This is a genomic window from Stenotrophomonas sp. FR012 (assembly GCF_047520565.2).
GTDB lineage: Bacteria > Pseudomonadota > Gammaproteobacteria > Xanthomonadales > Xanthomonadaceae > Stenotrophomonas > Stenotrophomonas sepilia.
The window spans coordinates 42,484-55,095 of record NZ_JAXBQL020000003.1 but is presented as its reverse complement, the minus strand read 5'-3'; the positions used below and the strand labels follow the sequence as shown (position 1 = coordinate 55,095).

At 67.0% G+C, this 12,612-nt stretch carries 12 protein-coding genes; 8 read left to right on the top strand and 4 right to left on the bottom strand.

All coding sequences use genetic code 11. The annotated features are described in order from the left end of the window. Positions 1-19: 19 nt before the first annotated feature. Positions 20-403 carry an H-NS histone family protein gene (locus tag ACM0O9_RS06515; protein ID WP_005415203.1) on the top strand — a complete coding sequence of 128 codons (384 nt, stop codon included), beginning with the start codon at positions 20-22 and terminating at the stop codon, positions 401-403. 109 nt (positions 404-512) lie between these two features. Here ACM0O9_RS06515 and ACM0O9_RS06510 read toward each other — a convergent pair whose 3' ends face one another. Continuing rightward, positions 513-1,772 (bottom strand): threonine/serine exporter family protein, encoded by a 1,260-nt coding sequence (locus ACM0O9_RS06510; RefSeq protein ID WP_046428410.1) that lies wholly within the window; start codon positions 1,770-1,772, stop codon positions 513-515. Between the two features lie 92 nt (positions 1,773-1,864). Here ACM0O9_RS06510 and ACM0O9_RS06505 point away from each other — a divergent pair, with 92 nt between their 5' ends. From ACM0O9_RS06505 to ACM0O9_RS06490, 4 genes are read left to right on the top strand one after another with little or no spacing between them, the layout of a single operon-like run. Next, positions 1,865-2,986 (top strand): MlaE family ABC transporter permease, encoded by a 1,122-nt coding sequence (locus tag ACM0O9_RS06505; RefSeq protein WP_065179137.1) that lies wholly within the window; start codon positions 1,865-1,867, stop codon positions 2,984-2,986. Between the two features lies 1 nt (position 2,987). Then, positions 2,988-3,815, top strand: coding sequence for an ABC transporter ATP-binding protein (locus ACM0O9_RS06500; protein WP_061480218.1), 828 nt, complete (start codon positions 2,988-2,990; stop codon positions 3,813-3,815). A gap of 3 nt (positions 3,816-3,818) precedes the next feature. Further along, on the top strand, positions 3,819-4,745 hold the full coding sequence (locus tag ACM0O9_RS06495) for an MlaD family protein (protein ID WP_005415199.1): 927 nt from the start codon (positions 3,819-3,821) through the stop codon (positions 4,743-4,745). Then, positions 4,742-5,383: an ABC-type transport auxiliary lipoprotein family protein gene (locus tag ACM0O9_RS06490; RefSeq protein ID WP_065196227.1), complete on the top strand. Its 642-nt coding sequence runs from the start codon at positions 4,742-4,744 to the stop codon at positions 5,381-5,383. The genes ACM0O9_RS06495 and ACM0O9_RS06490 overlap by 4 nt, the downstream gene beginning before the upstream one ends. A gap of 75 nt (positions 5,384-5,458) precedes the next feature. Here ACM0O9_RS06490 and ACM0O9_RS06485 read toward each other — a convergent pair whose 3' ends face one another. Next, the gene (locus ACM0O9_RS06485) at positions 5,459-6,046 is read right to left on the bottom strand and encodes an alpha-ketoglutarate-dependent dioxygenase AlkB family protein (RefSeq protein WP_235649846.1); all 588 of its coding nucleotides are present in this window, start codon (positions 6,044-6,046) and stop codon (positions 5,459-5,461) included. 118 nt (positions 6,047-6,164) lie between these two features. Here ACM0O9_RS06485 and ACM0O9_RS06480 point away from each other — a divergent pair, with 118 nt between their 5' ends. Then, entirely contained in the window at positions 6,165-8,222 is a 2,058-nt protein-coding gene (locus ACM0O9_RS06480; RefSeq protein ID WP_235649847.1) for a glycoside hydrolase family 99-like domain-containing protein, read from the top strand. Between the two features lie 32 nt (positions 8,223-8,254). Here the strand turns inward: ACM0O9_RS06480 and ACM0O9_RS06475 are convergent, their stop codons facing one another. Next, positions 8,255-8,887 (bottom strand): CoA transferase subunit B, encoded by a 633-nt coding sequence (locus ACM0O9_RS06475; RefSeq protein ID WP_197599128.1) that lies wholly within the window; start codon positions 8,885-8,887, stop codon positions 8,255-8,257. Position 8,888: 1 nt separating this feature from the next. Beyond that, positions 8,889-9,623 carry a CoA transferase subunit A gene (locus tag ACM0O9_RS06470; protein ID WP_235649848.1) on the bottom strand — a complete coding sequence of 245 codons (735 nt, stop codon included), beginning with the start codon at positions 9,621-9,623 and terminating at the stop codon, positions 8,889-8,891. A gap of 139 nt (positions 9,624-9,762) precedes the next feature. Between ACM0O9_RS06470 and ACM0O9_RS06465 the strand changes: the two genes are divergently transcribed. Both ACM0O9_RS06465 and ACM0O9_RS06460 read left to right on the top strand, forming a co-directional pair. Continuing rightward, a complete protein-coding gene (locus ACM0O9_RS06465; protein WP_235649849.1) occupies positions 9,763-11,109 on the top strand; it encodes a phosphohexomutase domain-containing protein in 1,347 nt (448 codons plus the stop codon). An 11-nt stretch (positions 11,110-11,120) separates the two neighbouring features. Next, complete coding sequence (locus ACM0O9_RS06460; RefSeq protein ID WP_414604103.1) at positions 11,121-12,524, top strand: mannose-1-phosphate guanylyltransferase/mannose-6-phosphate isomerase; 1,404 nt, start codon at positions 11,121-11,123, stop codon at positions 12,522-12,524. Positions 12,525-12,612 lie beyond the last annotated feature (88 nt).

Below are 12,612 nucleotides of genomic sequence, written 5' to 3'. Positions count from 1 at the left end.
GTTTCCGGAGTAACCGTAAATGAGCATTGACCTGACCGGCCTGTCAGCACGCGAGCTGGGCGCCCTGATCCGTACCGCCAAGAAGCAGCAGACCATCGTCGCCAAGCGCCGGCCGATCACCAAGGTGCGCGCCCAGCTGACCAAGCTGGCCAAGACCGAGGGCTACACCATCGAGGAACTGTTCGGCGACGCCCCGGCACCGCGCGCGCGCAAGGTGGCCAAGGTCGCCAAGGCACCGTCGAAGACCGCCGGCCGCAAGCTGGGCAAGGTTGCCCCGAAGTACCGCAACCCGGCCAACCCCAAGGAAACCTGGACCGGCCGTGGCAAGCAGCCGCGCTGGATGGCTGAACTGACCGCCAAGGGCAACAAGAAGCCGGAAGATTTCCTGATCAAGAAGGCCTGAGGCCGGATCGGGGAGCAATAAAAAACGCCGGCGAAAGCCGGCGTTTCCTGTTTGTAGAGCCGCGCCCACGCTCGGCTATCCATATGCAAAGCCGAGCGTGGGCTCGGCTCTACAGGGTCTTGCGCGCCGGCATCAGCAGGTTGCCGAACAGCAGGCCCGCCACCAGCGCCATCACCACGTTCAGAACGGTGAGGAACACGCTCTGGCCGGCGCCCACGTCCTGCTGCTGGACCAGGGTCAGCACGCCACGCAGGCTGGTGCTGCCGGGCACCATCATGATGATGCCCGGCAGGCGGATGATCGCGCCCGGACGCCCGACCAGGCGACCGAACAGGTTGCCACCGGCGGTCAGCAGCATTGCCGACAGGAAGATGCCGGCCGGCGCGCCCCAGGCGTGGCCGCCGAACTTGGAGATCGCGTAACCGGCCACCGAGGCGGCGATCACCCACGGATAATCGCGGCGATTGGCCTTGAACAGCATCGCGAAGGCAAATGCGGCGGTCAGCAGCGAGCCCCACTCCACCCACGGCCCCTGCGGACGCGCGGCCCGGATCACCGGATCCAGGCCGAGCACATCGGCCAGGGTCACCGCGATCATCGCGCCGACGCTGAGCTTCATGATGGTGGTCAGCGCGCCGGCAAAGCGCGCGGTACCCGATACCCAGTGCTGGCTGGCCAGCTCATTGACCGCATTGGTCAGCGACATGCCGGGCAGCAGCACCACCAGCGAGGCGATGATCACCGTATTGAGGTTGAGCGCACCAATGAACGACGCGACCAGGGTGGCGACCATGCCGGCCAGCAGCGCGGCCAGTGCCTCGGCGGCTTCGCGGGTGGCCGGGCGGCGATCGGTGACCATGCCGAGCAGGCCGATCATCAGGCCGATGACACCGGCGGTGGCGATGTCCAGCCACGGCAGCTTCCACATGCCCGCCACGCCCGCCGCGCCGAGGGTGAACGACAGGATGGTGCGCAGCTTGCCGCGCCGGCCCGGATCCTTGTCCAGCTGGCGCAGCGCAGTGTGGCCCTGGGCGATGCTCATCCGCCCGTTGGACACTTCTTCGGCGATGTGGTCGGCAACGCTGAGCTTGTGCAGGTCGTTCTCACCCGGTGCCAGGCGGATCACGCGGGTGATGTCGCTGGAGCCGATCGCCTGGGCCGGATCGCTGAAGCTGAGGATGATACCGGTGGGATTCGACCACGGTTCACAATCCAGATCGAGCTGGCGGGCCAGTGCAACCACCGCCGTTTCCAGGCGCTGGGCCGTGGTGCCATAGCTGTGCAGGCGTCCGGCGATCTCGGAAACAAAGGCCACGCGCTGTGCGTAGGTGGCCTGGGGTGTGGGGATCGTGTGAGCATCTGCGGACATGCGCCGTAGTATTACCTACGCTGGGGCCCGCCGGAGAAATTCATCCAAGTTCGACGCGAAGCCCGATACAGAACGGTTATGCTGCGACCCGAATGGCCCACGTCACCCCGAACCTCGCTCCCCAGCTCGAACAGGATGCCCACGACCCGGGCCTGATCCGCCTGTCCGGCACCTGGACCTTGAAGACCGCGCTGGCCGCGGCCGAAGTCCTGCGCGGCGTTCCCGACGCGCTGACCGGCATCGATGCCACCGGCATCGAGCAGCTCGATTCGGCCGGCGTGCTGCAGGTGCTGCGCGTGGCCCATCGCGCCGATCTCCACGAAGACGCGCTGCAGTTCCGCCCGGACCACCAGGCGCTGGTGTGCACCATCGAGGAAGTGGCCGATGACCGGCCCAAGGCCAAGCGCGATTTCGGCGTGCTGGCCGCGCTGGAGCGGCTGGGCGTCAGCGTCCACGCCACCGGCCACAACATCAAGGCCCTGTGCAGTTTCCTCGGCGAGAACCTGGTCAAGGCGGCGCGGCTGGTCAAGGAACCCCGCCGCTTCCGGCTGACCGCCACCGTGCATCAGATGGAGCAGGTCGGGCTGGATGCGGTGCCGCTGGTGGCGCTGTTGTCCTACCTGGTGGGTGCGGTGATCGCCTTCCTCGGCTCGACCATCCTGCGCGACTTCGGCGCCGAGATCTACGTGGTCGAGCTGGTCAACATCGCCTTCCTGCGCGAGTTCGCCGTGCTGCTGACCGCGATCGTGCTGGCCGGCCGTACCGCCAGCGCGTTCACCGCGCAGATCGGTGCGATGAAGGCACGCGAGGAGATCGATGCGATGCGTACGCTGGGCCTGGACCCGGTCGACCTGCTGGTGCTGCCACGCTTGCTCGCCCTGCTGGTCACCCTGCCCTTGCTGACCTTCATCGCGATGATCGCCGGCCTGGCCGGCGGCATCACCGTCGGTGCGTTCGACCTCGACATCCCGCCGCAGATGTACATCGCGCGCATGCACGAGACGATGGAAGTGCGGCACCTGCTGGTGGGCCTGTCGAAGGCGCCGGTATTCGCCCTGGTGATCGGCCTGATCGGCTGCCTGGAGGGCCTGAAGGTCGAGGGCACCGCGCAGTCGGTCGGCGAGCGCACCACTTCCAGCGTGGTGCAGACGATCTCGCTGGTGATCATCATCGACGCCTTCGCAGCGTTGTGGTTCATGCACATGGACTGGTGACATGAGCACATCCGCCCTCCCCGAATCCATCGACATGCGCGACGACCAGGGCCACGAACTGGCCATCCGCGTGCGTGGTCTGGTCAACCGGTTCGGCAGCCAGACCGTGCACGAAGACCTGGATCTGGACGTACGCCGCGGCGAGATCCTGGGCGTGGTCGGCGGCTCCGGCACCGGCAAGTCGGTGCTGATGCGCTCGATCCTCGGCCTGCGTGTGCCGGATGCTGGGCAGATCGAAGTCCTCGGCCGCGATGCGCGTGCCGACGACGCCGAGAGCCGCCTGCACATCGAACGCAATACCGGTGTGCTGTTCCAGGACGGTGCCCTGTTCTCGTCGCTGACCGTGGGTGAGAACGTCCAGGTTCCATTGAAGGAACACCACCGCGAACTGCCCGAGCGCTGGCACTACGAACTGGCGCTGCTGAAAGTGAAACTGGCCGGCCTGCCCGCCGACGCGATCAACAAGCTGCCTTCGCAGCTGTCCGGCGGCATGCGCAAGCGCGCCGGCCTGGCCCGGGCGCTGGCGCTGGATCCGCCGTTGCTGTTCCTGGACGAACCCACCGCCGGCCTCGACCCGATCGGCGCGGCCGCGTTCGACCGCCTGATCAAGACGCTGCAGGAAGCGCTGGGGCTGACCGTGTTCCTGATCACCCACGACCTGGACACGCTGTACGCCATCTGCGACCGCGTCGCCGTGCTGGCCGACCGCAGGGTGGTGGCCAATGCGCCGCTGCCGGACATCGAGAAACTGGATCATCCGTGGATCCAGGAATACTTCCACGGACCCCGCGCGCGCGCCGCGCGTGGCGAACAGATCGAGAGTGCCTGAGCCATGGAAACCAAAGCCAACTACGTGCTGATCGGCGCGTTCACCCTGATCACCGGCCTGGCCCTGCTGGCCTTCGGCCTGTGGGCGGCCAAGTACTCCTCCGACCGCACCTGGCAGGAGTACCGCGTGGTGTTCCGCGAAGCGGTGACCGGCCTGTCGGTGGGCAGCCCGGTGCAGTACAACGGCATCGCGGTGGGCTCGATCACCGAACTGAACCTGGTGCCGGACGACCCGCGCCAGGTGGTCGCGCGCATCCGCCTGAACTCCAACACGCCGGTCAAGACCGATACCCGCGCCAAGCTGGCGATCACCAGCCTGACCGGCCCGTCGATCATCCAGCTCAGCGGCGGCACGCCGCAGTCGCCGGCACTGACCACGGTCAACAAGGATCCGGCACCGATCATCCCGACCACGCCCTCGGCGCTGCAGAACATCACCGACGTGGCCAACCGCATCGTCGAGCGCATGGACCAGATCCTCAGCGACCGCAACGTGGCCTCGATCAACGCGACGCTGGCCAACCTGGAGACGATCAGTGGTGGCCTGGCCGACCGTGACCAGGGTACGCAGGCGCTGCTGCTCAGCGCGCGCGATGCCGCCCGCAGCCTGGACACCACGCTGAAGACCACCAACGGCACCATCGAGCGCCTGGACAGGAACCTGGTGCAGCAGCTGCCCGGCATCATCGACAAGCTCGACACGACCCTGGCCAAGCTCGATTCGGCCGCCGGCAACGCCGATTCGATCCTTGGCGAGAACCGAGCCGCGATCAACAGCTTTGCCAACGATGGCCTTGGCCAGCTGGGCCCGACGCTGACCGAACTGCGCGGCCTGATCCGCGACCTGCGCCGGGTCAGCGACCGCCTCGAGAACAACCCCGCGCGCTACCTGCTGGGCCGCGACGCACCGAAGGAGTTCGAACCCAAATGAGCCCGACCACCCTTCCGCGCCTGCTGCTGGCCGCTTCGATGGTCACCCTGCTGGGCGGCTGCTCCATCCTCGGCAGCAGCGAGAAAACCGCGGTGACGCTGTACTCGCCGTCCGTGCAGGTCAAGGCGGACCCGGCATGGCCGCAGGCCAGCTGGCAGCTGGTGCTGGCCAAGCCCAGCGCCGCGCGCATGGTCGACAGCCCGCGCATCAATGTGCGGCCGACACCCTCCCAGCTTGAGATCTACAAAGGGGCCAGCTGGGCGCAGCCGGCCACCGACATGATCGAGGACACCCTGCTGCGTGGCTTCGAGGATTCCGGCCGCATCCGCGGCGTGGCCCGCAGCACTGCCGGCATCCGCGCCGACTACAAGCTGTCCACCGACGTGCGCCGCTTCGAATCGGATTACCAGGGCCAGGCCACGCCGACCGTGGTGATCGAGGTCAACGCCAAGCTGATCCATGTCGCCGACCAGCGCGTGGTGGCTGACCGCACCTTCCGCCAGGCGCAGCCGGTCGGCAGCACAGACATACCAGCGGTGACCGCAGCCTTCGAGCGCGGCCTGCAGCAGCTGGCGCAGGACATGGTGGGCTGGACGTTGACCAGCGGCCAGGCCGACCAGCCGAACGTTGCGCGCTGATCTCCGCATTCGCCGGGCACGTGGTTGCGGGGTCAGATCCCTTTCCTGCCGGAAAGGGATCTGACCCCTTCTTCGTCAACGCGGCGCAATCCAGCGGAACGTCAGGTTGATGCGCTCGCCCTGCACCCGCGTCATCTTCGGCAACGCGTGCTGGTAGAAGCGCTGGGTATGCCCGGCCATCAGCAGCAGGTCACCATGGCCAAGCACGAATTCAGCCTTGCGCGCCGGATCGTCGCGTCGGCGCAGCAGGAAACGGCGCGCCGCACCCAGGCTCAGCGACGCGATCACCGGGGCCGGCCCCAGCTCCGGCTCGTCATCGCTGTGCCAGCCCATGTAGTCGCCGCCACCGCGATAGCGGTTCAGCAGCACGCTGTTGAAGCGGCCGTAGCCTTCAGCCCGCAGGCGCTCGCGCACGGCCTGCAACACAGGCGGCCACGGATGCGGCACGAACTCGGCACCGGAGTAGCGGTAGCGCGCCTGCGGGTCGCCGATCCAGCAGCTCAGCCGCGGCGAATCCACCCAGTTGCCGAACATGCGGATGCGGTGGACGTCCCACCGCACGTCGGCCTGCAGCGCCCCCATGAGCCGGTCGGCGTCGGCAGCAGCCAGCCATCCCGGCAGGTGCAGGACATCGGCATCGGGCAGGTCGTGGGGGAACAGCATGGTCACACGCTAGCACGCCGCCGTTTGCCGTCATGGCCGCCAACACCGAAAATGGCGCCATGACCGTTGCCCAGATGCTGATCCCGTCCTACCGCCCGCTGTCGCGAGGCCTCACCCGATGAGCCTGCGCCAGTCGCTGTTCCCGTTGCTGCGCGCCGTGTTCCGGGCCTTGCCGTTGCCGCAGGCGCAGCGCGACCGGTTGCGCACCCGGCTGTTGGCACGGCATGGCGACTGGGTGCCGCCGCCGCCCAAGGGGCAGCAGGATGAGTGGGGCGCGCGCGCCAGTGCCCAGCTGCGCTGGCGTGCCGATGAACCGGCGATCGGCCACGTGCCATGGCGTGAGGGAGCATTGCCGTCACCCATGCCAGCGACGCTGGTCGCTTTCTACCTGCCGCAGTTCCACACCTTCCCGGAGAACGACGCCTGGTGGGGCAAGGGCTTTACCGAGTGGCGCAACGTGACCCGCGCCCTGCCGCAGTTCGAGGGTCACATCCAACCCCGCCTGCCGGCCGACCTCGGCTTCTATGACCTGCGCAACCCGCAGGTGATGCGTGACCAGGCACGCTTGGCTGCGGAGTACGGCATCGGCGCATTCTGCTTCTACTACTATTGGTTCAGCGGCCGCACGCTGATGGAAGACCCGCTGCGTCAATGGCTGGCCGATGACAGCATCGACCTGCCGTTCTGCCTGTGCTGGGCCAACGAGAACTGGGCACGACGCTGGGACGGCCGCGACGACGACATCCTGATCGGCCAGCAGCACAGCGCAGAGGACGATCTGGCCTTCATCGCACATGTCGCGCCCTACCTGCGCGACCGCCGTGCATTGAAGGTCGAGGGGCGGCCGATGCTGCTGGTCTATCGCCCGAACCTGCTGCCCGACGCCAGTGCGACTGCCGAGCGCTGGCGCCGCTGGTGCCGCGACAACGGTGTAGGCGAGATCCACCTGGCCTACGTCCAGGGCTTCGAGCGCCCCGACCCGCGCGACATCGGCTTCGATGCGGCGGTCGAGTTCCCGCCCAACATGAGTAATCCGCGCTCACTTTCGGCGCAGCAGTGGCTGCTCAATCCCGACTTCAATGGCGACGTGCGCGACTGGCGCGAACTGGCAAGCGAAATCGCCGCCCGTCCGCTGCCCGATTACCCGCTCTATCCCGGGGTCAACCCCGGTTGGGACAACGAGGCCCGACGTTCCGGTCGCGGCCGCGTGTACCTGCACGCTTCACCACGTGGTTACCGTGACTGGTTGCGCACCACGATCCATGAACGCCTCTCCGCAGCACCGCAGGCGCAGCGACTGGTGTTCATAAACGCCTGGAACGAGTGGGCTGAAGGTGCCGTGCTGGAACCGGATGCCCGCCTCGGCCATGCCTGGCTGCAGGCCACCCGTGAGGCGCTGTTGCCGTCTGCCGTCCGGCAGACGCCGGCAAGACCATGCGTGGTGATTCATGCCTGGTATCCGGACGTTTTCGCCGAACTGCTGGACAAGCTGAAGGCCACCGGTCTGCCCTGGCGCGTGGTTGTCACCACCACCCACGAGCGGCATGCTCAGATCAGGCAGGTGCTGAAAGCCAGTGGCATCAATGCTGAGATCCGCGCATTTGCCAACCATGGCCGGGACATTCTTCCCTTCCTGCACGCGGCCGAATCGCTGCTTGAAGACGGCGAGGATATTGTCTTGAAGCTGCACACCAAGCGCTCCATCCACCGCAACGATGGCGACCGCTGGCGTAACGAGCTGATTGATCGCCTAATGGCGCCCGACCGGGCGTCCGGTATCGTCGATGCGTTTGCCAAGGACCCCTCTCTTGGCCTGGTACCGCCGGAAGGGCACGTCCAACGCCTGGACTATTTCTGGGGCGCGAACGAACGTAACGTGCAGGCATTGCTGAGCCGTTTCGGCGTATCTCAGGGCGACATCAACGCCGATAGTTTCATCGCTGGCAGCATGTTCTGGGTGCGGCTTGAAGCCCTGCGGCCCATGCTGGACACGCACCTGCAACCGTCGCTGTTCGACACCGAGGCCGGGCAGGTGGACGGCACCCTCGCCCACGCCATCGAGCGGACCTTCACACTCGTCGCGCGCCATGCGGGCTACCGCCAGCAGGATGCGGCCGCCCTGCTAGGCCTACCCTCGCCCCAGGACACGACGTACGCCTACGCTCGCCGCAGTTGAGCGCCGGGGGCCAACGGCCCCCATGCTTTCGATCAGTCGCGCTGGAACGCAACGCCGGTCTTTTCCTTCAGCTCTTGATCGCTGACGCCCGGCGCGGCTTCCACGAGCTGCAGACCAGTATCAGTCACGTCGAACACCGCCAGGTCGGTGATGATGCGGTCGACCACGCCCACGCCGGTCAGCGGCAGCGTGCATTCGGCCAGGATCTTGTGCTCACCGTTTTTGGCGGTGTGCTCCATCAGCACCACCACGCGCTGCACGCCGGCCACCAGGTCCATCGCACCGCCCATGCCCTTGACCATCTTGCCGGGCACCATCCAGTTGGCCAGGTCGCCCTTGTCGGTGACCTGCATGGCGCCGAGGATGGCCAGGTTGACGTGGCCACCGCGGATCATCGCGAAGCTGTCGTGGCTGCCGAAGTAGCTGGCGCCGGCGCGTGCGGTGACGGTCTGCTTGCCGGCGTTGATCAGGTCGGCGTCGACCTCGGCGTCGGTCGGGAACGGCCCAATGCCGAGCAGGCCGTTCTCCGACTGCAGCCACACATCCACGCCGTCGGGAATGTGGTTGGCGACCAGGGTCGGCAGGCCGATGCCAAGGTTCACGTAGGCGCCATCGGTCAGTTCCTGGGCGGCACGGGCCGCCATTTCATCGCGGGTCCACGCCATGTCAGTTGCCCTCCGCGCGGATGGTGCGCTGTTCGATTCGCTTCTCAGGATGCGCGTTGTGCACGATGCGGTGCACATAGATGCCCGGCAGGTGAACCTGGTCCGGATCAATCGCACCGACCGGCACCACGTCCTCCACTTCCACGATGCAGACCTTGCCGGCCATCGCACAGGCAGGGTTGAAGTTGCGTGCGGTCTTGCGGAACACCAGGTTGCCAGCCTCGTCGGCCTTCCAGGCCTTGACCAGCGCCACGTCGGCGCGCAACGCGGTCTCCATCACGTAGTGCTTGCCGTCGAATTCGCGGGTTTCCTTGCCCTCGGCCACCACCGTGCCGTAGCCGGTGGCAGTGAAGAACGCCGGAATACCCGCGCCACCGGCACGCAGGCGCTCGGCCAGGGTGCCCTGTGGGTTGAACTCCAGCTCCAGCTCGCCGGCCAGGAACTGCCGTTCGAATTCCTTGTTCTCGCCCACATAGGACGAAATCATCTTCTTGATCTGCCGCGTTTCCAGCAGCTGGCCCAGGCCGAAACCATCGACGCCGGCATTGTTGGAGATCACGGTCAGGCCCTTGGCGCCGCTGTCGCGCAGCGCAGCGATCAGTGCCTCGGGAATGCCACACAGGCCAAAGCCGCCCACGGCCAGGGTCTGGCCATCGGCGACCACCCCCTGCAGGGCCTCCGCCGCACTGGCGAAGCGCTTGCCGCGCTTACCGCCGGTCGTTGCTGGGTTGCTCATCTACGCCCTCACCTCGTTGGTGTAATCCGCCCATTCTAGGGCAGCGCACCGGTCGGTCACGTGGCGTTGCGGCATGGAAACGATTCCCATACAGGACTGGGACTACAATCTTGGGCTGAGTTCCCCAAGGATCCGATCAATGCCCCTGCCCGCCTTCAAGGCCTATGACATCCGCGGCCGCGTGCCGGAAGAACTGAACGAAGCGCTGGCGCGCCGCATCGGCGTGGCGCTGGCGGCGCAGCTTGCGCCGGGCCCGGTGGTACTGGGCCACGACGTGCGCCTGACCAGCCCCGCGCTGCAGGATGCATTGGCCGCAGGCCTGCGCGGTACCGGGCGCGAGGTGATCGACATCGGACTGTGCGGCACGGAAGAAGTCTATTTCCAGACCGACCATCTGGGCGCGGCCGGCGGCGTGATGGTCACCGCCAGCCACAACCCGATGGACTACAACGGCATGAAGCTGGTCAAGGAGAACGCGCGGCCGATCAGCTCCGATACCGGCCTGTTCGCGATTTCCGATGCGGTCGCCGCCGACACGTCCGAGGCGCAACCGCCGCGTGCCGCGCAGAGCGCCCGGCACGACAAGAGCGCGTATATCCAGCATCTGCTGAGCTATGTCGATGCTGGCAAGCTGCGCCCACTGAAGCTGGTGGTCAACGCCGGCAACGGCGGCGCCGGTGCCATCGTCGACCTGCTGGCACCGCACCTGCCGTTCGAATTCATCCGCATCTGCCACGAACCGGACGGCAGCTTCCCCAACGGCATTCCCAACCCGCTGCTGCCGGAGAACCGCGCCGCCACTGCCGACGCGGTGCGCGAACACGGCGCCGATTTCGGCATTGCCTGGGATGGTGACTTCGACCGTTGCTTCTTCTTCGACCACACCGGCCGCTTCATCGAGGGCTACTACCTGGTCGGCCTGCTGGCCAAGGCAATCCTGGCGCGCAACCCCGGCGGCAAGGTCGTGCACGACCCGCGCCTGGTCTGGAACACCGTGGACATGGTCGAACAGGCCGGCGGCGTACCGGTGCAGTGCAAGAGCGGCCACGCCTTCATCAAGGAAAAGATGCGCGCCGAAGACGCGGTGTACGGCGGCGAGATGAGCGCCCACCACTACTTCCGCGAGTTCGCCTATGCAGACTCCGGCATGATCCCGTGGTTGCTGATCGCCCAGCTGGTTTCCGAAAGCGGGCGCTCGCTGGCCGATTGGGTCGAAGACCGCATGGCGGCCTACCCCTGCAGCGGCGAGATCAACTTCAAGGTCACCGATGCAAAGGCCGCTGTCGCGCGCGTGATGGAGCACTTCGCGGCGCAGTCGCCCACCCTGGACCACACCGATGGCATCAGTGCCGACTTCGGCGACTGGCGCTTCAACCTGCGCAGCTCCAACACCGAGCCGCTGCTGCGCCTGAATGTTGAAGCCCGGGGCGATGCCGCGCTGATGCAGGCGCGCACCGACGACATCTCCCGCCTCATCCAGCAGTAACCGAGGAACGCATGAGCAGCATCCAGCCCGTCATCCTGTCCGGTGGATCCGGTACCCGCCTGTGGCCACTGTCGCGCGAGGCGTATCCGAAGCAGTTCCTGCCCTTGGCGGGTGAACTGACGATGCTGCAGGTCACCTGGAAGCGTGTCGCGCCGATCGCCGCGCGCGGACCGCTGGTGATCGCCAACGAAGAGCATCGCTTCGTCGCCGCCGAGCAGCTGCAGCAGGTTGGCGCCGAGCCGGCCGCGATCATCCTCGAGCCGGTCGGCCGCAACACGGCCCCGGCGATCGCGGTGGCCGCGCTGGAGGCCACCCGCGACGGTGCCGACGCCCTGCTGCTGGTGCTGCCCTCCGATCACGTGATCACCAACGAGACTGCGTTCCGCAGCGCCGTGCAGGCGGCGGCCGGCGCTGCCCAGGCCGGCAAGCTGGTGACCTTCGGTATCGTGCCGACCGGCCCGGAAACCGGCTATGGCTACATCAAGGCCGCCGATGGCCAGGGCCTGCGCGCGGTCGAGCGCTTCGTCGAGAAGCCGGACCTGGACACCGCGACCGGCTACGTCAGCAGCGGCCAGTATTACTGGAACAGTGGCATGTTCCTGTTCAAGGCCTCGCGCTACCTGCAGGAGCTGGAACGCTTCCAGCCCGCGATGCTGGCTGGCAGCCGCCAGGCCTGGCAGCAGGCGCGCCGAGATGCCGACTTCACCCGCCTGGACAAGGACGCCTTCACTGCCGTTCCGTCCGATTCGATCGACTACGCGGTGATGGAGAAGACCGCCGACGCGGTGGTGATTCCACTGGATGCGGGCTGGAACGATGTCGGATCGTGGACTGCGCTGCGCGACGTCTCGCAGCAGGACGGCGATGGCAACGCGCACCAGGGCGACGTGATCGCCATCGACTGCCGCAATACCTATGCCTACGGCCAGCGCCTGGTGGCCATGGTCGGCCTTGATGACGTGATCGTGGTCGAGACCGACGATGCGGTGCTGGTGGGCCAGGCCGACCGCATGCAGGAGGTCAAGACCGTGGTGGCACAGCTCAAGGCCGAAGGCCGCAGCGAGGCCACCTGGCATCGCAAGGTCTATCGCCCATGGGGCGCCTACGATTCGATCGACAACGGCGAGCGCTTCCAGGTCAAGCGCATCACGGTCAAGCCCGGTGGCACGCTCAGCCTGCAGATGCACCACCATCGCGCCGAGCACTGGATCGTGGTCAGCGGCACCGCCGAGGTGACCCGTGGCGATGAAGTGATCCTGCTCAGCGAGAACCAGAGCACCTACATTCCGTTGGGCGTGACCCACCGCCTGCGCAACCCGGGCAAGCTGCCGCTGGAACTGATCGAAGTGCAGTCGGGCAGCTACCTGGGCGAGGATGACATCGTTCGGTTCGAGGATACCTACGGGCGCAGCTGAGGTTTGCCCGGGGTCGGATCCGGTTGCTGCGCAGCGGGCTGTGACCCGTTCCTGATCGGCCCGGCCGCGCTGCGTCGCCGGGCATGGC

Excerpts from the sequence above, each read along its gene's own strand:
- ACM0O9_RS06515 (WP_005415203.1), top strand. The coding sequence starts at position 20 with ATGAGCATTGACCTGACCGGCCTGTCAGCACGCGAGCTGGGCGCCCTG.
- ACM0O9_RS06510 (WP_046428410.1), bottom strand. The coding sequence starts at position 1,772 with ATGTCCGCAGATGCTCACACGATCCCCACACCCCAGGCCACCTACGCA.
- ACM0O9_RS06505 (WP_065179137.1), top strand. The coding sequence starts at position 1,865 with ATGGCCCACGTCACCCCGAACCTCGCTCCCCAGCTCGAACAGGATGCC.
- ACM0O9_RS06500 (WP_061480218.1), top strand. The coding sequence starts at position 2,988 with ATGAGCACATCCGCCCTCCCCGAATCCATCGACATGCGCGACGACCAG.
- ACM0O9_RS06495 (WP_005415199.1), top strand. The coding sequence starts at position 3,819 with ATGGAAACCAAAGCCAACTACGTGCTGATCGGCGCGTTCACCCTGATC.
- ACM0O9_RS06490 (WP_065196227.1), top strand. The coding sequence starts at position 4,742 with ATGAGCCCGACCACCCTTCCGCGCCTGCTGCTGGCCGCTTCGATGGTC.
- ACM0O9_RS06485 (WP_235649846.1), bottom strand. The coding sequence starts at position 6,046 with ATGCTGTTCCCCCACGACCTGCCCGATGCCGATGTCCTGCACCTGCCG.
- ACM0O9_RS06480 (WP_235649847.1), top strand. The coding sequence starts at position 6,165 with ATGAGCCTGCGCCAGTCGCTGTTCCCGTTGCTGCGCGCCGTGTTCCGG.
- ACM0O9_RS06475 (WP_197599128.1), bottom strand. The coding sequence starts at position 8,887 with ATGGCGTGGACCCGCGATGAAATGGCGGCCCGTGCCGCCCAGGAACTG.
- ACM0O9_RS06470 (WP_235649848.1), bottom strand. The coding sequence starts at position 9,623 with ATGAGCAACCCAGCAACGACCGGCGGTAAGCGCGGCAAGCGCTTCGCC.
- ACM0O9_RS06465 (WP_235649849.1), top strand. The coding sequence starts at position 9,763 with ATGCCCCTGCCCGCCTTCAAGGCCTATGACATCCGCGGCCGCGTGCCG.
- ACM0O9_RS06460 (WP_414604103.1), top strand. The coding sequence starts at position 11,121 with ATGAGCAGCATCCAGCCCGTCATCCTGTCCGGTGGATCCGGTACCCGC.